We start from the raw sequence: 19,687 nt of genomic DNA on the forward strand, positions 1-19,687 counted from the left end.
TACTCCTGAAATTGTTTGAAAACGGATACAGACCATGACAGAAGTTGCCCTCGCCACCGCAGCCCCGCACGCTCCGTCTGTAATCCGGCTGCTGCTCGGCAAGCTGAACATCGGCTTCACGGAAGTCCTCGACCATCCTGGCCTGCCGGCAGCGCGCAAGGTACAGGCCGTCCTGCTGGACGACGCCGTCGGCGCGCTGATGGTGCTGTTCCCGCAGAGCCAGTTGCTGGACCTCAATCGCCTCGCCGAACTGACCGGCCGCCGCCTGACCGCCGTCTCCACGGAACGCCTGGAGCGCATGCTCGGCAAACATAACCTGAGCCTGCTGCCCGGCCTGCCGGCGCTCACCAGCTCGCCCTGCCTGTATGACGAAAGCCTGCTGCGCGAGCCGACCCTGCTGATCAACTCCGGCGAGCCGGGCCTGCTGCTGGAAATCACCAGCGACGCCTTCAAGAGCATGCTGAGCAAGGCCAGCGCCGGCAATTTCGGCGAGGCCCTGAGCAGCATCCGCCCGAACCTCGACCGCCCGGACGACGACCGCGAGGAAATCACCCAGGCGATGCAGGCCTTCACCGCCCGGCGCATCCAGCAACGCCTGGAAGCGACCATCGAGATTCCGCCGCTGGCCGAAACCGCGCAGAAGATCATCAAGCTGCGGGTCGACCCCAACGCCACCATCGACGACATCACCGGCGTGGTGGAAACCGACCCGGCCCTGGCTGCGCAAGTGGTGAGCTGGGCGGCTTCGCCCTACTACGCCTCGCCGGGCAAGATCCGCTCGGTGGAAGACGCCATCGTCCGCGTGCTGGGCTTCGACCTGGTGATCAACCTGGCGCTGGGCCTGGCCCTGGGCAAGACCCTGAGCCTGCCCAAGGACCACCCGCAACACAGCACGCCGTACTGGCAGCAGTCGATCTATACCGCCGCCGTCATCGAAGGCCTGACCCGCGCCATGCCGCGCGCCCAGCGCCCGGAAGCCGGCCTGACCTACCTCGCCGGCCTGCTGCACAACTTCGGCTACCTGCTGCTGGCCCACGTCTTCCCGCCGCACTTCTCGCTGATCTGCCGCCACCTGGAGGTCAACCCGCACCTGTGCCACAGCTACGTCGAACAGCACCTGCTGGGCATCAGCCGCGAACAGATCGGCGCCTGGCTGATGCGCTACTGGGACATGCCGGACGAGTTGTCCACCGCCCTGCGCTTCCAGCACGACCCGAGCTATGACGGCGCCTACGCCGAATACCCGAACCTGGTGTGCCTGGCCGTGCGCCTGCTGCGCAGCCGCGGCATCGGCTCCGGCCCTGTCGAAGACATCCCTGACGCTCTGCTCGAACGCCTTGGCCTGTCCCGCGACAAGGCCGAAGACGTGGTCAGCAAAGTCCTGGAAGCCGAAGTGCTGTTGCGCGAACTGGCCTCGCAGTTCAGCCAGCACTGACCCCAGAAAAAAGCCCCGCTCCCGTAGGAGCGAGGCTTGCCCGCGATCATCTTGCGGCGTGTATACCGCTCGCCTTCAAGCCTTCGGCTTGGCCTTCTTCGGCTTCAGGTACTTGGTCAGCCCCTGGAACCAGATCACCAGCGCCGGGTTGCCCTTGATCTGGATCGACTTATCCTGGATCCCGGTCATAAAGGCCAGTTGCTTGTTCTTCGCCTGCATCGTGGCAAAACCATAGGCCGCGTCTTTAAAGGCAATGGCAAATGCCGGCTCGGGATGCACCCCCGATTTGCTGGTAATCCGCTGATCCTTCACCAAAAAATGCCGCGCCACCTTGCCATCCAGCGTCTGCAGCTGGAACACCAGTTCCTTGTCACCCAACTGCTGCTGGAACGCCGGATTGGTCCGGCTGGCCTTGCCCATCAACAGCCCCAGCATCCACAGAAGAAAACGAAATTTCATGCGCAAAGCCCCAAAGGAAAAATGAACGGCTGGCGCAGTGTAGCGGCTTCGGAGGGGAACACCACAGTTATGCAATGTTAAGGGAAGATGAAGGCGTTATTGGTGATTATGACTACCAAGTCACGCTCGTTTATCAGCTGCCTTAATGAGTCCGGCATGCAGAGGTCTGTTCATAACCCCGTGAATCCTTAAACCAGTCCTGGCTTCACCCGCTCCTGGGCCAGGCAATAGCCAGCACTCCAGACAACAGGCTCAAGGCGAGCAGCACTTTGGCAATCAAGAACGCAACGTCAACGGAGTCGGAAATGCTCCCACTACCACTTGCCCCACCAGCAATACCACCCAGGCCGAGCAACGCGCTGAGTATCGAGATGGCAAGCAGCAAAATCGCCAGTACCGTGAATATCTTATGCATTGTGCGGCTCCTTTATCGGGACAGCCCATAAGTCGCGTTTTGATGCTTCGCATAGGCTCGTTGTGGGTTTCTCTTAATAATCGTCATCGCGTCCGGTTGGTTTCCAGTTGATGTCTTTATCGGCGTGATAGCCCTGCACAGGGTTCGGTGGCAGTGGGTGGTCTTTGGCCAGATTGGGGAAGCGCAAGTCTGGATTATTGGCTAGCTCCCTGGACACTTTGTAGTATGCATCTTCAGTCTTCTTGTCTTTATTATAAGAAAACTTACCATTTTGAAATACATCTTCTATTTCCATGGCACCTTTCCGTTCACCTAGAGCTGCAGCTCTCTGATAGTAATGCAAGGCAACAGGGTAGTTTCTATCCAAGATCTCGTAGTATGTGGCCAACTCATAATTTGCGTTTGCATCGCTCTGATCTGCAGCACAGCGTAGGTAGGAAATCCCTAGATCTCTTTTCTTAGCCTCATAAATATAGATATTTCCTAACCTGACTTGAGCCATAGGACTACCTACATCTCCCGCCTTGAGCAAATATATTACTGATTGCCTATCAGACTGCACCACACCGACGCCTCTTTTGGTCATTACACTCATATCGTAATAACCCAGCGGTACCTGTAGCTTGATCATTTCCAGATACAAATCAATAGCCTTGTTCGTATCCTTAACAACCCCATCACCACGTAAGTATAGCTCTGCAAGATTATGCATTGCTTTCCAATGGTTCTTTTCTACAGCCTGCTGGTACAGGCTGGCCACTTCGATCCAGTCAACCGGGCGTTTTTTGCTAAGCACCCGAGCTTGTTTAAACCATTGGTCTGCTTGCTGATCCAGGGGTGGAGCAATATCTTTCTCATGAACACACTTGAAATCGTATGCCATGGAAAAGCCACTGCTGCCCAGTAGCACAGTAACCAGAAGTGCTTTAATAGTCGTCATCACGTCCGGTTGGCTTCCAGTTGATGTCTTTATCCGCGTGATAACCCTGAATAGGGTGCGGTGGAAGTGGATGATCTTTTGCTAAATTAGGTAGCCGTAGTTCAGGATTTTTGTAAAAACGACTAGATATATCATCGTAGGCCTTAGCTACCTTCAAATTCTTTGAGTAATCGTGTAGCCCTTTCTCAAAAACATTTCTGATCTCCGTAGCTCCCTTCGGCTCCCCTAGCGCCGCAGCACGCTGATAATAGTGCATGGAAACAGGATAGTTCTCATCCACAACCTCATAATACGACCCTAACTTATATGCTGCATCTGCATAATCCTGTCTCTCCGCGCACTTCAAGTATCCCAACCCTACAGCATCCTTTCTCTTATCATAGATATAAATGTAGCCAATTCTAGTTTGTGCTTGAGGGCTACCTAAATCAGCCGCCTTAATCAAAAACAGCATAGCCTCTTTATCTGACTGTACAACACCTACTCCCCGCTGTGTCATTACACTCATATCATAATAACCGAGAGGCACTTGTAGATTGACCATTCGCATATACAGATCAATAGCCTTGTTAGTATCCTTTAATACACCATCACCCCGCAGATACAGCTCTGCTAGATTATGCATAGCTTTCCAGTGGTCCTTATCTGCAGCCTGCTGATATAACCTGGAAACTTCCGACCAGTCTGGAAATCGCTCTTTACTGATAGAGCGAGCGCGTTGAAACCATTGATCAGCCTGCGGATCCAAAGGCGGGGCATTTTTTTGCTCATGTACGCATTTGAACTCATAAGCCATAGCATCAGCTCCAAAAAGAAAAAAAGAAAAAATCAGCAGTAAATTAATCAACGGCTTTTGCATAAGGCGTCACCACATCCCAGAATCTGACTAAATTTCCATTTAATTTTTTATTTATTTTTTGCCTTTCCCAATTCTTGCTAATCACCGACTCCCAGTTCCTAAAATCTTCAACGATATTCTCCGCAGGTGTTGGTTTACTTACACTAATCTCGTTTCCCGAATGCATCCCCCACAACCGCTCCCGCCAGGTCCGGGTGGTTTGCGGGCTTGGCATGGCGATATTCAGTTCGGAGTCGGAGTTCAGGCTGCGCTCGTTGATGTTGGCGGAGCCCAGGGTGAAGAACAGGTCGTCCACCAGCAGCAGCTTGCTGTGTACATAGATGGACTTGTACTGCGCCATTCCTTGTTCCGGGCCGAGATGTTCGGTGATATCGCGTTCGGTCTGGCGCTGCTCGCGCGTCTTGGGAGTAGCGGTTTCGCCGCCGTCCTTGCAACTGACCAGAGTCGCGACAATGATTTTCAACCCCTTGGGCGGCAGCATCTCCGGCTCCAGTTCGCGAGCCGCGGCCTGGTTGTAGTGTTTGTTGGGGTCCATGGCCAGGAGTTCATCGGCGCGACTCGGATCGATACCCTGCTCATGCATTTGCGTCTGTACCTTGGCCAGCTCCTGATCGCGTGTCGGCGATTCGTCGCGGGCCTTCAGTTCGCGCTGGCGATAGGCAAGCTGGCGTTGATCGTAGAGCAGGTCGCGGTGGGCCAGGGGCATCAGTTCGCCCTGGCCAAGGGTGTCGAGCATCTCGTAGGTGGAACTGGAGAAATGCCCGCTCTCCGGGTTGTTGGTGACCACGAACAGGTGCAAGTCCTGTTGTTTGCCGGCAGCGACGTAGTCGGCGGCAACTTTCTTCAGGCGTTCGGCCAGCGGTTTGTAGCGGAAGTATTGGTTCTCGATATAGGCGTACTGATGCACATTGCCCAGGGCCTTTTCATATATCTCGAGAATGGTTTTTTCCGGACCTTCTTCCGGTTGAGTCCGGCAAATCTGCGCGGGCTCTCCACCATCGAGGATCAGGCTCAGTGGTTTGACCGACGAGCGCTCGTGATTCAGGGTGCCCTTGAAGACCCGGCGTATCCAGCTGCTGCTCTTGTCCCAGGCATTGCAGAAGTTGTGATTAAGGTCGAATAGCACCGGGCCGCGTACAAATAGGGAAAGGTCCTGCCAGGGGCCGAAGCCCAGATCGCGCTTGCCGGCTGCATCGTCGTAGGCGTGGGCGGTGGTGTCCCAGTAGTTGCGCTGCAGGTTGTGGCCCATCACAAGACCTTTCGCTTTTTGCGGGTCCATGTAGTCGACCACCAGGGTTTTCTGGTGATGGCTGGGAAATAGGCTCAGGGCCAGCATCTGCATGAAGGGCACATCGTGAGACTCGTCCTTGAGCAGTCGCCACAGGATGGCAAGACGCCCCCAATGCATGCGCAGGCCATTTTGATCGTCGTAGGTCAACTCTCCTACGAGTTTGAAGTCCCGCGTACGAAACTCGATATTGCGGGCTTCGCGGCTGTGTACCCAGCGATACCAATCTCGGGTCTCGACCTGTTCGTTCGGGGCTTGAACCGTCCCTCCCGAATCACGGCCCTTGGTGTAGCCGCTGTCCAGGGCATCCAGGCTTTGCTGGATGTCGATCAGACGGTCGCGCGTGGCTCGTCGGCCGGCCTCGTCGTTTGCCGGAAGTTTTTCCAGGCGTGCCTGCTCCTGCTGCTGTTTTTCCAGGAGCTTTTTCCGTTTTTCACCCAGGGCGCTGGTGTCAGCCGGCTTGCCCGCGGTCATTCCGGAACCCATCGATGTTCCGCCGGCGCCGCTCCAGCCCTCACCGATCACCGAGTTTTCACCGAGCTGGGCCAGTCGGTTGTTCCAGATCAGTACCCGTACCTCGACACCACTTTCGGCCTTCTGCCTGAGCAGTTTTCCCAGACAGGGGCTGTCGGTCGAGGCCCGGTCGAGACGCAATCCCGGATCGAAGCCCCAACTGATAAGGTCAATGCTTTTCGTAGCTGCCTGGATGCATTCATAGACCTTCTTGAAGGCTTCCTCGCCACACACCAGCGGCGTCACCACGTTGCCTGCCGGACGTGGCGGGCTTAGCGGATTGTTCTTGTGGGCGAACCAATCCGAAGTCAGGGTTGCGGCGCTTTCTTCAAGCGAGATCGACAGTTTCTGATCGAGGTATGTCATGGAGTGCTTCCTTTACTCTTTCTGCTCGCTTTGATCCGCCCACAATTGGCGGAACGCCTCACTGCTGCTCAACGCCTCCAGAGAGGCAGCCGCACCCGGGAAGTCGCGGTATCCCTCACGCCCCAGGCGCTCACTGCGTTGGCGCGTCTGTTCGGTCGAGGTTTCGCTCATATCCAGGTTGAAACGGTGTCCGTTCACCGTTTCCACCGAATAGTTGCGGGTACCGGGGATATGCTGGAAAAGCACATTGCCCTTCTCGTCGCTGAAGCCTTTGTCGATAAGTGCGCCATCGGCGTAGAGCTGATAGGGCTCATCCGGATACCCCGGCATGTTGGGCAACGGGGAAATACGAATGCACAGCTGACCCGGTACGGTTTCTTTCGCCGGGTTGGCCAACGCCTCCTCCATCAGGCTGCCAGCCTTGTCCGCATCGGCCACCCCTGGCAGACCGGGTATCTTGATCCCAATCCCCGCCCCACTCCCCGGCGAGCCCCCCGCATTGATCTTCACCACCGGCCCCACCACCGTGACGCCGCCGGCATCGAGTTTGATAAAACTGCCCCCGGCCTTGATCGTCAGTTCGCTGCCCGCCTCGATCACCATCTTGGCGCCGGCCTTGAGGTGGATTTCCTGGCCGGCTTTGGTCAGCTGGGCGGTGCCGAGTTTGATGTGCTGGTTTTCGCCCACGGTCAGGTGGTCGTCGACCTTGGTTTCGGTCTTGCGGTCGGCGTGGGTGATCCGATGTTCTTCGGCCTTGAGTTCGGTGTAGGTGTTCTTTTCCACCGTGTCGTGGCGTTCGTGGCCGATGCGGATTTTCTGGTCGTGCTCGATGTTTTCATCCCAGTCGCGCTGGGCATGGATGAAGATCTGTTCGGCGCCTTTTTTGTCTTCGATGCGCAGTTCGTTGTAGCCGGCGCCACCCGGCGAGCTCATGGACTTGAATACCGTGCGGGTCTTGTTCGCCGGCAGGGCGTAAGGCACCGGGTGTTCCTTGTGGTACAGGCAGCCAGTGATCAGCGGCTGGTCGGGGTCGCCTTCGAGGAAGGTCACCAGCACTTCCATGCCGATGCGCGGGATGACCAGGGCGCCGTAGCGGTCGCCGGCCCAGCTGGAGGACACCCGCAGCCAGCAGCTGGTCTTGTCGTCGGCTTTGCCTTCGCGGTCCCAGTGGAACTGCACCTTCACCCGGCCGTACTGGTCGCAGTGGATTTCTTCGCCCTTGGGCCCGGTGACCACCGCGGTCTGGCTGCCGAGGACGCGGGGTTTCGGGTGGTTCAGGGCCGGGCGGTAGAACACCTGCCAGGGCGTGGCGAGGAAGCGGTTGCGGTAGCCCTGGTGGAAGTCGTCCTTGTTGTCGGTGGTGTCGCTGGTCACCGACTCTTCCAGCACCTGCGGCTGCTTGCCTTCGTGGACGATATGGGTCAGCAGCCAGAGGTCGTTCCACTCACTGCGCGGGTGCTCGGACAGTTCCAGGAAGTGGCCGCTGACCAGTCGCGTCTGGTCGCCCCAGCCTTCGGCCTGCTGGTAGTCGGCGCGGTGGCGTTCGAGGGCGCGCTGGCTGAGGAACTTGCCGCGCGCGCGGTCGGTGAAGCGGCCCGGGTAGTCGTAGTCTTCCAGGTCCGGTTCTTCACTGTCGGTCTCGGGTTTATAGGCGGCCTCCAGTTGCAGGCGCGGCTTCTCGAAGTCGTAATCGCGTCGAGTAGTACGGCGGGTGCGGGTCTCCAGGCGCAGGTTGAAACCCTTGATCACCGGCTCGTCGGCGACCATGCCGCTGCCCTGGATATAGGCGGTGGGCTGGCCGAGCTTGGGAAATACCGTCTGGTCGTCGCCGAACACCAGCAAGTGGCCCTGCGGGCTGTGCTGGAAGTGGTAATGCAGACCTTCCTCTTCGCACAGGCGCTGGATGAAGTGCAGGTCGGTCTCGTCGTACTGCACGCAGTAGTCGCGCTCCGGGCACGGGGTGCCGAGCTGGAACCGGTAGGCGTTGCCCTGGATGCCGTGCTCTTCGAGGATCAACGCGATGATCTTCGGCGCCGACAGCTGCTGATAGATGCGCTGGTTGGTGCGGTGTTCGAGATAGGCCAGTTGCGGCACCAGCGACACCTTGTAGCGGGTCAGGCGCTTGCCGGCATCGCCCTGGGCCACGCGGTAGATCTGGCCGTGGATGCCACTGCCTTGCGGATCAAACGCTAGAAAAGCCTGCTTGTGCAGCAGGGTTTCCAGGTCCAGGTCGGGGTTCTCGCTGACCAGCTCCAGATCGAAACGGAACGGCTGGCTGATGCCTTCGATCCCCTCGAAAGACAGCACCTGCAAGTCACCCTGGAAGTCGTCGACCGTCAGGCTGAAGTGGGTTTCATTGGAAGGATTGAACATAGCTTGCTCCCTGTTCGATGGTCATCCGTTACGCCGATGGAACCAGCGTTGCAGCCAGGACGAATCCGCGCGCATGGCGTCGCGCAATGCTTGGGCGGAAATGGTGCGCTCCGCCGCGTCGAGGGCCAGCGCCGCGCGCAGGGCTGGCCAACAGTGTCTGGGTAGATGCCTGGGCGCCTGCAGCGAGCGGTCCAGGCGTTCGTCGCGGGCCTGGGTCGACGGCAACCGGCGATACGGGTGCTTGCCGCAGGCCAGTTCATAGATCACACAGGCCACCGCGTACAGGTCGGCGCTGGCCGACAAGGCGCCGCCCTCCAGCAATTCGGGGGCGGCATAGCCGGGCGTCCAGGCGTTGAAGCGGCTGCGGCTCAGTTGCGGCAGGCCGGGAAGGATGCCCTCCTCGGCCTGGCTCAGGCCGAAGTCGAACAGCCGCACGCCGTCTTCGCAGAGCATCACGTTGCTCGGCTTCAGGTCGCCGTGCAGCACACCGCGAGCGTGGCTGTACGCCAGGGCATCGAGCAGTGGCCGCACCACATCGCGCAGCTCTTCCCACGGCAGGCCCAATGGCCGCTCGCAGAGCAGTTTGTCCAGGGTCAGGCCGCGCATCAGCTCCATGGTGATGAAGGCGCGCTGGCACTGGGTGTCCACTTCGAAGCTGTGCAGGCGCACGACGTTCGGGTGGCGCAGGCGCCGGGTCAGGGCGAACTCGCTGTAGAGCAAGGCGCTGGCATCCGGCGTCTCGGAAAATTCTTCGCTCATAACTTTGAGCGCTATGTAAGGGTCGGGATCGCCGAACTGCTCATGCAGCAGGTCCCGCGCGCGGTAGACCGCGCCCATGCCACCGGCCCCGAGCAGGCGCTCGAGGCGGTAACGTCCGGCCAATACGTCCGGCAACCCGCCCACAGGCGCCCCGGCCTGGGCCTTGGAACGGGGGCGGTTCCTGGAGCGGTTGCGGCCTTTGCCCTTGGCCTTGGGCGCCACGGGACGCGGCGCCTCATTGGCCTTGGCGAAGGCGAAATAGGTCAGGTTGCTGGCCTCTTCCTCGCTCATCAGGATGTTATCCAGACCGGATTTGAGATCACTCATTGGCGGATCACCACGGCTGTCAGGTTGTCCCGCGCCGAGCCGCGCAGGGCGCCGTCGAACAGACGCTCCAGCGCCACCTGCGGCGAAGCCAGGCTCAAGGCATTGCCCAGCGCGTCGCTGGTCAGGCCCTGGTACAGGCCGTCGCTGCACAGCAGGAAGGCATCGCCGGGGTAGACCTGCAACTCCAGCACATCCAGGGTCAGCTGCTCGCTGGCGCCCACCGCCCGGGTCAGGGCATTGGCCGCCGGATGGGCCCGCGCCTGCTCGACGCTCATCTGCTGCTCGTCGATCAGTTGCTGCTGCAGCGAATGGTCCTTGGACAGCTGATACAGACGCTGCCCGCGCCACAGGTAACAGCGGCTGTCGCCGGCCCAGATGCACGCCGCGCGGTCGCCTTCCAGCAACAGCGCGACCACGGTGCTGCCCATGATGCTGTCGTGGCGCTCGGCGGTGACAGTCAACTCCTGGCCCAGGCGCCGGTTGAGCCAGTGCAGGCACTGGCGCAGGCCCTTGAGCCGCTCGTCGAAGCTGTCTTGCGCCGGCAACTCGGCCAGGCTGGCGACGATCAACTGGCTGGCGATGTCGCCACCCTGATGCCCGCCCATGCCGTCCGCGACCACCCAGAGCCCCTGCTCCGGACAGTCGAGGAAGGCATCTTCGTTGCGCGCCCGAACCTTGCCCGGGTCGGTGCGCGCAGCGCTGCGCCAGGTACTGGCAACCAGCATCAGAGCTGCACCGGCATGCGGAAGGTACGCAGCACGCCCATGTCGAACGGGTTCGGCGTGCGCTGGCTCATCAGCAGGTAGTTGGCGCGCAGGCCGCCCAGGTCGGCCTTGAGCACCAGCACGTCACGGCCGGTCAGGTACTCGGTCTGCATCAGGTCGAACAGACGGAACAGCGACCAGGGGCCGGTGTTCTTTTCGATGCCCACCGGGCGCCCGGCCATCTTGTCCAGCACCAGGCTGGTGCGGCCGTCTTCGGCGTCGGTCGGCCACTTGAAGGACACCGGCACGATCGGGCCGTGACGGTATTCCATGGTCTTGTCGCCGAAACGGAACTCGGAACGGCTCACCGCCGGGTCCAGGGTGTAGGGCTCCAGCTTGAACTGCACCTGCGGCTCCGCCGGGTTCTCCGAGAAGAAGCTCTGGCGGATCACCTGGGCCGCGGCCATCTGGTCGAGGTAGACCTTGGACATCGGCAGGCTGTGGCCGTCGATGCTGCGCAGGCGGTAGTTGCCCGGATCGCCGCTGACGAAAGGCCGCATGTAGGTTTCGAAGAAGCGATCGGCGATGCCCTGGGCCTTGAAGAACTCGCGGAAATCGCTGATGGCGACATCGCTGGTGCTGTGGGCGCTGAACGGATAACGCTTGCTGATGGCCTTGCCGTAGAAGCTGTACAGCTCGCTCTGGTAGCGCTGGTTCAGGTACTGGTAGGAGTCGTTGAGCACCAGGCGCCAGGTGTCTTCCGCCAGCACGTTGAACCATACGCTCACCGGACGCGGCAGGCGCACCGAGGCGTTGCGCAGGTTGCTCAGGGCATCGCGCTGACCGCTCATGCGGGTCTTGGCCATTTCGAACGCCGCCTGCTCGGGCGCGCTGGCACGGGCCAGGCCGGCCAGTTGCAGTTGCAGGTCGTTCAACGCTTGCAGCGCCGGCGTCAGGTCCGCCGCCGGGCCGTTGTTGTCGTCCAGCAGACGGTGCAGCGGTTCGAAGCGACGTTGCAGCGACTTCTTCGCGGTGTCCGGCAGGTTCTTGGCCAAAGCTTCCTGGGCCTTGCCCGCGGCAGCCGCCGCGACCTTGCCCAGCGCCCCGCCCTTCTCGGCGGCTTTATCCGCCGCGGCGGTCACGTCTTCGGCGCTTTCGGCGATGGCCTGGAAGCGGGTGTTCTCACGCACTTCCACCAACAGTTGCAGCACCGGCGAGTTGGCCGAGGTCAGGCCGGCGACCTGATCGGCGCCTTCGCCGGCATCGTTGAACGGCTGCAGGCCGACCTGGCCCACCGCTTCGCTCCAGAAGTTGGCGTAGTCGCGGAAGTACAGCTGCTCCAACTCCACCATCAGGCGGCGCAGGTCCATGCCGCTGATGCCGCTGCCTTCGCCCAGCACCCAGTTGTCACGCAGGATATCGGTGACCAGCGCCGTGCCCTGGACCGAGAAATACTGCTGATAACCCTGCTGGGTGTAGAAGCCCGGGATCGCGTAGTCGGTGCCGACGAACAGGCTGCCCTGCGGTCCCAGGTGCTGGCTCAGGCGGTACTCCGGCAGGCTCCGCGCCTGTTCGCGCAGCACGCGATAGACCACGTTGGCCAGCGACTCGCTGCGCAGCACCTGGCGCGCCTGGGCCACCAGCGTGTCGTTGAGCGGGTAGCTGAACGGCAGCTTGAGCAGGCGTTCGAAGTGCGCGTTCAGGCCGTTCTGCACCGCGGTGTTGCCGGCGTAACGCGTCGACCAGTCGCTGGCCACCCAATCCTTGAGCCAGGACGGATCGCGACGGTCCTGCATGTTCAGCATCAGGTACGCCCGCAGGCTGTTGAGCAGGCGGTCGCGGTCACGCATGTTGCTGCGGATCTGCCCTTCGAGCATCTGCGCCACTCGTGGCAACAGCTGGGCTTGCAGCTCACGCTCGTAGGCGCTGAGCACCACCGGGTTGCTTTCCTCGCCCTGGTACAGGCCGACCCGCTCGTGCAGTGATACATCACCCTTGGCCGGGAACACCTTGGTGGCTTCGAAGCTGGTGTCGAGGGTCTTGAGCGCCGCCATCGCGTCGTCACGGGCGGTCAGCGCGGTGCGCTGCTGGTTCCAGTTCTGCGCCAGGGAGCGCAGGTTTTCCAGGCGCTCGTAGTTGGCGGAGAAACCGCCGGCCCACAGCAGGCCGAACAAGGCCAGGGCCACCAGCGCGCCTACGTACAGCGCACGCTGGCCCCAATGGATGCGATTACGCTCGCGCTTGTCCAGGCCAGCCAGGTCGGCCTCGGGGAAAATCACCCGGCTCAGCAGGTGGTGAATGAAGCGCGAACGGCCGCTGCGCAGGGTCGGCAGCACGCCGGCCGCCATGCCCAGGCTGGCGCCGATGCTGGCGGTGTCGGGGTCGAGCTTTTCGGTCAGGTGCGGCGCGCTGGTCAGGTAGAAACCGCGCAGCTGGCTGGCCCGCTGGTAGCGGTTGCCGGTGAACGCCATGTCGACGAACAGGCACAGGTGCTCGCCGATCTGGCCCAACTGGTGCGGGAAGTCGAGGATGCGGCCACGGCGCTGGGTGTCGCGCTCCTGGTGCATGCGCATGATCACCTGGCTGTTCAGGCGCCGCAGCAGTTCTTCGAACTCCTGGCGCAGCACGGCGACGTCGGTGCCGTTCTGTTCCTTGCGGAAGCTGGTGCCAAGCACCTGGTCGCTTTCCTCGCGGCTCAGCTGGTCGAAGAACTCGTCGAAGCCCAACAACTGGTCGGCCTTGCTCAGCACCAGGTACACCGGCACATCGACATGCAGTTTCTGGTGCACGTCCTGCAGGCGCGCGCGGACCTGGCGCGCCAGGGTCTCGAGATCCTGCTCGTTGCCGCTCAGCAGCAGCTCCACCGGAATGGTCACCAGCACGCCATTGAGCGGACGCCCGCGACGGCGCTTGCGCAGCAGGTTGAGCAAGGTGCTCCAGGCACTGCCGTCAACTTCCGCGTCGGACTGGGTCAGGTAGCGGCCGGCGGTGTCGATCAGCACGCCATGGTCAGCGAAGTACCAGTCGCAATGCCGGGTGCCGACGGTGTCGCGGGTCAGCTTGCGGTCGATCTTGTTGATCGGGAACTCAAGGCCCGAGAAGTCCAGCAGGCTGGTCTTGCCGCTGCTCTGCGGACCGATCAGCAGGTACCAGGGCAGGTCGTTGCGCCAGCGCTCGCTGCGCCCGCGGTACAGGCTGGAGGTCTTGAGGGTGCGCATGGCTTCCTTGAAGCGGCTGCGCAGCTCTTTCTGTTCCTCGTCGATCAGCTCTTCGCGGCGCAGGCGTTCCTGGCCGTCTTCGCTGTCTTCCATTTCTTTCTTGCGGACCCCGGCGCGCCAGCTGACGAAGACCATGGTCAGGCCCCAGATCAGGAACAGCACGCTGATGGTCAGCAGGCGCGAGGTCGCGCTTTCCCAGAACTTGTAGTCGTTGACCGCCAGCAGCGGCCCGACGAACCACACCAGCAGTGCCACGAACAGCACCAGCAACAGCGTCCAGACCCACGTCTTGCGCAGGAAGGCGCCGACTTTCTTGAAGAAGTTTTTCATCACACGTCCCTGTATTACGGCTGGGGCTGGACCACGGCCGGGTCAAGCTGCTGATAAGGTTGCAGAACGGTCTCGCGCTGCTCGCCCAGAACCCAGGCGAACCCCGAATACATCACCACCAGGCAGACCACCGTGAACAGCGCGACCATCCACCACGGCACGATGCGCACCAGGCTGCGGCGCTTGTCGTGCAAGCCTTCCCAGTGTGGCGACAGCTCGCGCGGCACGTCGCCACGCAGCTGGCGGATCTGCCGGTACAGCGCGTCGCGAATGCCTTCGAGTTCGAGCATGCCGCGGGCCATGACCCGGTACTTGCCCTCGAAGCCCAGCGACAGGCACAGGTACATCAGCTCCAGCATCGGCAGGTGCTTGACCGGGTTCTTCGACAGCCGGTCCAGTAGCTGGAAGAACTTCTCGCCACCAAAGGTCTCGTTGTGGAAGCTGCTGAGCAGGCTCATCTGCGACCACTCGCTTTCATTGCCCCACGGGGTGGTGACCACCGCCTCGTCGACCACGGTGCACAGCACGTAGCGGGCGGCCATGACCTGGCTGCTTTCGGCGCCGTTGTGCAGGGCGCGCACCTCGAACAGCTTCAGCGCCGAGGTCAGGCGCTCGTTGAGCGCGTACAGGTCTTCGCGGGTGTCGCTGTGCTTGAGGCGCACCACTTCCGACAACAGGTCCGAGGCCGCCGCCACCAGCGCGTTCAGGCTGATGTTGAAAGCCTCGGCCGGGCGCAGGCGCGCGGCGTAGATCATCCGTTCTTCCAGTTGCTCGAAGCGCGGCGGCGCGGCGAAATCGGTCAGCGGACTCTGCGCCGGGCCATGGCCCTGGCGATCGAGCAAGACGGTCTTGTCGTCCTGGTTGTGTTCCATGTCCTTGATCATGTCGGTCAGTTCCTGATGGCCCAGAATTTCAGTTCAAGCTCGGCGAATTCGCCGGACACGTGGAAGGCGAAACCGCCGGAACGCTCCAGTTGCGCCAGGTCTTCGGAACTGAGTTCGAGGATGAAATAGGTTTTGTTGGAGTGGAACGCGATCTGCCGTGGCGCCACCGGCAAGGGTTTGACCTTGATCCCCGGCAGATGCAGGTTGACCAGCTGGCGAATCCGCTCCACCGGGCCGACCTTGAGGTGCGCCGGCAAGCGATGGCGCAGTTCTTCGGAGTCGCAGTTGGCACTGGCGGCCAGGACGAACGAGGCCGACCCCAGCAGCTTGTGGTCGTGCAACGGCGACACGATGATCCCGTACTGACGCGCCTGCAGCACCAGCTCGATGGCGTGCTGTTCGAGCACCATCGACAGCACCTGGCGGATCGCGTCCATCAACTTGCGAAAGCTCGCGCCCTGGTCGCTGTGCTGGTAGCGGCTGTCCAGGCGCGGGCGCTTGCTGTCGCTGGCGAAGGTCGCCAGATCGCCGAGCATGGTCAGCAGCGTGCGGTACAGCTCTTCCGGGTGCACCTGCTCCAGGCCCAGGTAGTGGCGCAGCAGCAGTTCGGTGCGGTTGATCAGTTGCAGCATCATGAAGTCGCCGACTTCGGCGCCTCCGACCTTGCCGTTGGAGCGGATCCGGTCGGCAATGGTGTCGCCGCGGTGGCTGAGCATGCTGATCACTTCTTTCAGGCACGACAGCAGGTAGCTCGAGGCATGGGCGTGGATGAAGGTCGGCACGAAGTCCGGGTCGAGGCTGATCACCCCGTCGGGAGTGGTGTCGAGGACTTCGCAGAGCTTGAGCTTCACATAGGCCTGGTCGCTCTGTTGCTCGCCCAGCAGCAGGCGGAAGTCCGGCCGGGCGCAACTGACCTGGCTGCTGGAATCGTCGCCGGCGTTGGAGTCGGCCACTTCCGCCTCGTAGGCGGTGTAGCGCGCCAGCACGTCGGACTGCTCCGGACGGCGCGACTCGATGTGGTTGCCGGTCACCAGCGGCAAGGCCAGGTAGACCGGGGTGTTGCCGGTGTTCGGCGGCACGTCGAGGGCCAGCGGCTCGGTGTTGCCCCCCAGCTCGAACAGGCTGCCGTCGGGCAGGATGCCGGAGGCCTGGCTGATCACCAGCTTGCCCATGTTGAGGAACTGCAAGTCGATCTCCAGGCTCAGGAAACCCCAGGAATAACTGCCCAGCAACTGGGTGCGGGTTTTCATCTGGTAGTCGTAGTAGCGATCGTTGTGCTGGAAGTGCTGCGGGCGCAGCAACATGCCTTCCTGCCAAATGACTTTATGCACGTTCATGATTACTTGTCCGCCTTGGCGAGCGTTGCGTTGCTGGTGCGGATACCGGCCTGGTCGAGGGTCAGATCGGCTTCGGTCAGCTCCACCGGAGTGAGCTGCACCACATAGCGCCACTGGGCTTCGGAGATATCGCGGTAGGCCGCCAGCACGCCGACATAGCGGCTGCCTTCTTCGACGCTGAGCTTGAGCTCCACGGTTTCACCCGGGCGCAGTTCCAGCTCTTCACTGGCCACCATGTCCGGGCTCAGGGATTCCTTGGCGCGCTCGTAGAGGCTAAAGAAATCGGCGTTCTCGAAGGCCACCGGATGCTTGAGCTCGATCAGCCGCACCACGATCGGCGACGGGCGACCGTTGAGGTCCGGGTTGAGCTGGTCGCTGGCGGTCAGCTTGAGGTTCAGCTTGGTCATGGTCGAGTACGGCGACAGCGACGAGCAGCCGGCCAGCAACGCCAGGGCGGTCAGCATGGCCAGCGTCTTGAGTAACAGGGTCGAGCAGCGAGACATGCGCATCATCCTTGGTGTTCGGTGTGAAGGGTGGAGATCAGGCGGATCTGTTCTTCGTAGGCCTGGGCGAAGTCACGGGCCAGCAGGCGTTCGCTCCAGTCATCGTCCTGACGCAGGGCCTGGTGATAGCGGTTGTAGGCTCTCCAGCGGCTGCCGGAGGTGGCCAGCAACGGCTTGTTGTCGCGCTCGAAACGCAGGGTCAGCTGCTGCGGCGAGAAATGCTCGAGGGTGCCGCGCACGGCCGCGCGGCTGGCGGTCAGCAGCGCCACCTGGTGCGCCTGCAGATCGCGGAAGGCACGGGAGATCGCCTGCTCGGCCGGCAGCTGGCCAGGCTTGTTGCCTTGCAGCAGGATGCCCAGCGCTTCGCTGGCGTCCACGGCGAACTTCAGTGGGTTCTTGCTGCCGCCCTGGGCGGTGGTCAGGGCCAGGCGCAGTTCGTTTTTCAGCTCGCTGCGGGTGCGCAGGCTCTGCTGCAGGCCACCGATGCTTTGCTTGAGCAGGCGCGCGGCATCAATCGCCAGGGCTTCGCGGGCGTCGTGATCGAGGCCTTTGAGGTCCACCCCCAGCGCCGCGCCGAAATGCTCCCAGAAGCCTTCGCTCTGGCGTTCCACCGGGGCCGGCTCGACGGCGACCGGCGCCTCGGGCTGCGCCACCAGTTCCGGCACCAGCAGGCTTTCCATGTCGATCCGCGCATAGTCCGCGCGCTGGCGTGGTTCCTGGCGCGGCGTGTTGAGCGCGGTCAGCTCGTCGATTTCCGAATACACCCGCTCCTGCTGATCCAGCGCGTTGAGCGGGTCGAGGTCGAGGAATGCGTCATCGGGAATGATGCTGCCAGCGGCCTGCGGACGCCCGACTTCGGCGTCGAAGGTCGCCGGATCGCGCACCAGGCGCGCACGGATCTCGAAATCCCCCAGCACATAGATGCTGCCGTGCTCGATACGCTGCGGCTCGCCCTTGCGCAGGCGCGCGCCGCTGTCGCTGGCCTGGATACCATTGCTGCTGGTATCGGTGAGGAAGAACGTACCGTCGCGGTAGCTGACAATCGCGTGGTGATTGGACAGGTGACGCTTGCGGTCCGGAATGATCCAGTCGCAATCCTCGCCCCGCCCGATCACCCCGCCGGCCTGCTTGAAGGTTTTGCTGCTCAACTCCGTGGGCACGAACTGCTTGGTGTTCAGCATTTCGAAAACCAGTTCCATGATGATGCTCCTTGCGGTCACTTGCCGCGATTGACCGCCTGCGGATCACCCAATGGGCGATAGGTGTTGTCGTTGAATTTGTAATTACCGCTACAGCCGCCGAGGCCGCTGAGAACGATCAGAGCCAGCAGGGCGGCTTGCCAGTGACGAACAGACATCAGAGGGTCTCCATGGGTAGACAATGCACAAAGCGCCGACCCTTGCGGGCGACGCCTGGCGAAACGAAAAAGGCGCTGGGGAAAGTCATGTCGCGCTAACCCTCGAAGTCGCCAAGATTGATGTTCAGCCGCCCGAGGCGGTACAGCAGCGTGCGCCTGGGCAACCCCAGCTCGCGGGCCGCCAGGGTCTGGTTGCCGTCGTTCTTGCGCAGGCAATCGAGCAGCAGATGACGCTCGACCTTCTCCAGGCGTTCGCGCAGGTTCAGCCCGGGTTCCTCCGGCAACGCTTCGATGCTCAGGGAGAAATGCTCGGCCAGCAGCTCGCCGCCTTCGCACAGCAGCACCGCCCGCTCCACCAGGCCCTTGAGCTCGCGCACGTTGCCCGGGAAGGTGTAGCCCGAGAGGTGATTGAGGGCGGTTTCCGACCAGCTCACCGGGTCGCGCTGGAGGAAGGCGCAGGCCTTGTCGGCGAAGTGCCGGGCCAGGTCGAGGATGTCGCCTTCGCGCTGGCGCAGGGCCGGCAGCTCGATCGGGAACTGCGCCAGGCGGTAGTACAGGTCCTCGCGGAACTTGCCCTCGCTGACCAGCACCGCCAGGTCGCGGTGGGTCGCGGCGATGATGCGCACGTCGATCTTGTGGGTGTCGTTGGAACCCAGCGGACGGATCTCGCCCTCCTGCAGCACACGCAGCAGCTTGGCCTGCAGGGACAGCGGCATGTCGCCGATCTCGTCCAGCAACAGGGTGCCGCCATTGGCCGCGTCGAACAGCCCCGGACGGTCGCGATCGGCGCCGGTGAAGGCGCCCCTTCGGTAGCCGAACAGCTCGCTCTCCAGCAGGTTCTCCGGGAACGCCGCGCAGTTCTGCACGATGAACGCCTGGGAGCGCCGCGGACCGTAGTCGTGGATGGCCCGCGCCACCACTTCCTTGCCGGTACCGGTCTCGCCACGCAGCAATACGGTGTAGGGGCTGTGCAGCACCTTGCTGATCAACTGGTAGGTCTGGCGCATGGCCGTGCTGTTGCCGATCAGCCCGTAGCCGCTGGCACTGACCGGGGTGCTGGCCACCGGCGCCGCGTCGCCCACCGGACGCCGCAGGCGTTGCAGCAGATGCAGTTGCCCAAGCACGAACGAACCCAGTTGGCCCATGGAATCGGCGAAGCCCTGCAGGTCGACATGTTCGCGACTGGCGCACAGCAGCAGGCCCTCGACAGCCTTTTGCGTGTTCACCAACGGCACGCACAACAGCGACTGCCAAGGCGTGTCCCGGGCCGGCAGGAAGCTGGTTTCGTGCAGGCTGCCGCTCAGCCCCACCAGGCTCACCACGCGGTTCTGGCACAGGGCGAACTGCAGCAGCTGCTCACCGTTGTAGTCCGCCGGCAGGCTTGCCGCTTCCCGCGGTTGCAGGATGCCGCCCAGGCATTCGGCGCTCAGGCCGAGCCGGGTATGGGTGGCATCGAGCAGGTACAGCTGGCTCAGCTCGCAACCGCTGAGCCCGGCCACGCCGCGCACGAAATCGCCCAGCAGCGCGCCACCGTCGGCCGCCCGCGACAGGCTGGCGAACTGCGCCAGCAGCGCCTCGGCGTAGATCAGCGGTTGCGGTACACGAGTGAACATCACACCC

At 62.2% G+C, this 19,687-nt stretch carries 16 protein-coding genes; 1 reads left to right on the top strand and 15 read right to left on the bottom strand.

Translation table 11 applies throughout. From position 1 onward, the window contains the following. Nucleotides 1-34 precede the first annotated feature (34 nt). Nucleotides 35-1,435, top strand: a complete 1,401-nt coding sequence (locus C4K27_RS30240; RefSeq protein ID WP_053263111.1) for an aminoacyl-tRNA deacylase and HDOD domain-containing protein — start codon at nt 35-37, stop codon at nt 1,433-1,435. Between the two features lie 75 nt (nt 1,436-1,510). On the opposite strand, the gene C4K27_RS30245 is transcribed toward C4K27_RS30240, so the two are convergent. The 15 genes from C4K27_RS30245 to C4K27_RS30315 all read right to left on the bottom strand — a co-directional run bounded on the left by C4K27_RS30245 (nt 1,511) and on the right by C4K27_RS30315 (nt 19,680). Next, the gene (locus tag C4K27_RS30245) at nt 1,511-1,894 is read right to left on the bottom strand and encodes a hypothetical protein (protein WP_053263112.1); all 384 of its coding nucleotides are present in this window, start codon (nt 1,892-1,894) and stop codon (nt 1,511-1,513) included. Nucleotides 1,895-2,099: 205 nt separating this feature from the next. Further along, entirely contained in the window at nt 2,100-2,309 is a 210-nt protein-coding gene (locus tag C4K27_RS30250) for a hypothetical protein (RefSeq protein WP_053263113.1), read from the bottom strand. Between the two features lie 73 nt (nt 2,310-2,382). Beyond that, complete coding sequence (locus C4K27_RS30255) at nt 2,383-3,249, bottom strand: tetratricopeptide repeat protein (RefSeq protein ID WP_053263114.1); 867 nt, start codon at nt 3,247-3,249, stop codon at nt 2,383-2,385. After that, on the bottom strand, nt 3,236-4,108 hold the full coding sequence (locus C4K27_RS30260) for a tetratricopeptide repeat protein (protein ID WP_081002349.1): 873 nt from the start codon (nt 4,106-4,108) through the stop codon (nt 3,236-3,238). The genes C4K27_RS30255 and C4K27_RS30260 overlap by 14 nt, the downstream gene beginning before the upstream one ends. Beyond that, nucleotides 4,089-6,275, bottom strand: a complete 2,187-nt coding sequence (locus C4K27_RS30265) for a phospholipase D-like domain-containing protein (protein ID WP_053263115.1) — start codon at nt 6,273-6,275, stop codon at nt 4,089-4,091. The genes C4K27_RS30260 and C4K27_RS30265 overlap by 20 nt, the downstream gene beginning before the upstream one ends. A gap of 12 nt (nt 6,276-6,287) precedes the next feature. Further along, nucleotides 6,288-8,648, bottom strand: a complete 2,361-nt coding sequence (locus tag C4K27_RS30270) for a type VI secretion system Vgr family protein (RefSeq protein ID WP_053263116.1) — start codon at nt 8,646-8,648, stop codon at nt 6,288-6,290. Between the two features lie 21 nt (nt 8,649-8,669). Further along, nucleotides 8,670-9,734 carry a serine/threonine-protein kinase gene (locus C4K27_RS30275; RefSeq protein WP_053263117.1) on the bottom strand — a complete coding sequence of 355 codons (1,065 nt, stop codon included), beginning with the start codon at nt 9,732-9,734 and terminating at the stop codon, nt 8,670-8,672. Continuing rightward, nucleotides 9,731-10,459, bottom strand: coding sequence for a PP2C family protein-serine/threonine phosphatase (locus C4K27_RS30280; RefSeq protein WP_007930264.1), 729 nt, complete (start codon nt 10,457-10,459; stop codon nt 9,731-9,733). The genes C4K27_RS30275 and C4K27_RS30280 overlap by 4 nt, the downstream gene beginning before the upstream one ends. After that, a complete protein-coding gene (gene tssM / locus C4K27_RS30285; RefSeq protein WP_053263118.1) occupies nt 10,459-13,986 on the bottom strand; it encodes a type VI secretion system membrane subunit TssM in 3,528 nt (1,175 codons plus the stop codon). The genes C4K27_RS30280 and tssM overlap by 1 nt, the downstream gene beginning before the upstream one ends. A gap of 14 nt (nt 13,987-14,000) precedes the next feature. Then, nucleotides 14,001-14,870: a type IVB secretion system protein IcmH/DotU gene (gene icmH / locus C4K27_RS30290; RefSeq protein ID WP_007930266.1), complete on the bottom strand. Its 870-nt coding sequence runs from the start codon at nt 14,868-14,870 to the stop codon at nt 14,001-14,003. Between the two features lie 5 nt (nt 14,871-14,875). Then, the gene (gene tssK, locus C4K27_RS30295) at nt 14,876-16,207 is read right to left on the bottom strand and encodes a type VI secretion system baseplate subunit TssK (RefSeq protein ID WP_007930267.1); all 1,332 of its coding nucleotides are present in this window, start codon (nt 16,205-16,207) and stop codon (nt 14,876-14,878) included. Between the two features lie 2 nt (nt 16,208-16,209). After that, a complete protein-coding gene (gene tssJ, locus C4K27_RS30300; protein ID WP_053263119.1) occupies nt 16,210-16,710 on the bottom strand; it encodes a type VI secretion system lipoprotein TssJ in 501 nt (166 codons plus the stop codon). A 5-nt stretch (nt 16,711-16,715) separates the two neighbouring features. Beyond that, nucleotides 16,716-17,909 carry a type VI secretion system-associated FHA domain protein TagH gene (gene tagH, locus C4K27_RS30305; RefSeq protein WP_007930269.1) on the bottom strand — a complete coding sequence of 398 codons (1,194 nt, stop codon included), beginning with the start codon at nt 17,907-17,909 and terminating at the stop codon, nt 16,716-16,718. 17 nt (nt 17,910-17,926) lie between these two features. Beyond that, entirely contained in the window at nt 17,927-18,067 is a 141-nt protein-coding gene (locus C4K27_RS30310) for a hypothetical protein (RefSeq protein WP_007930271.1), read from the bottom strand. 95 nt (nt 18,068-18,162) lie between these two features. After that, nucleotides 18,163-19,680, bottom strand: coding sequence for a sigma-54 interaction domain-containing protein (locus tag C4K27_RS30315; RefSeq protein WP_007930274.1), 1,518 nt, complete (start codon nt 19,678-19,680; stop codon nt 18,163-18,165). Nucleotides 19,681-19,687: the final 7 nt, after the last annotated feature.

This window comes from Pseudomonas chlororaphis subsp. chlororaphis (assembly GCF_003945765.1).
Lineage (GTDB): Bacteria > Pseudomonadota > Gammaproteobacteria > Pseudomonadales > Pseudomonadaceae > Aquipseudomonas > Aquipseudomonas chlororaphis.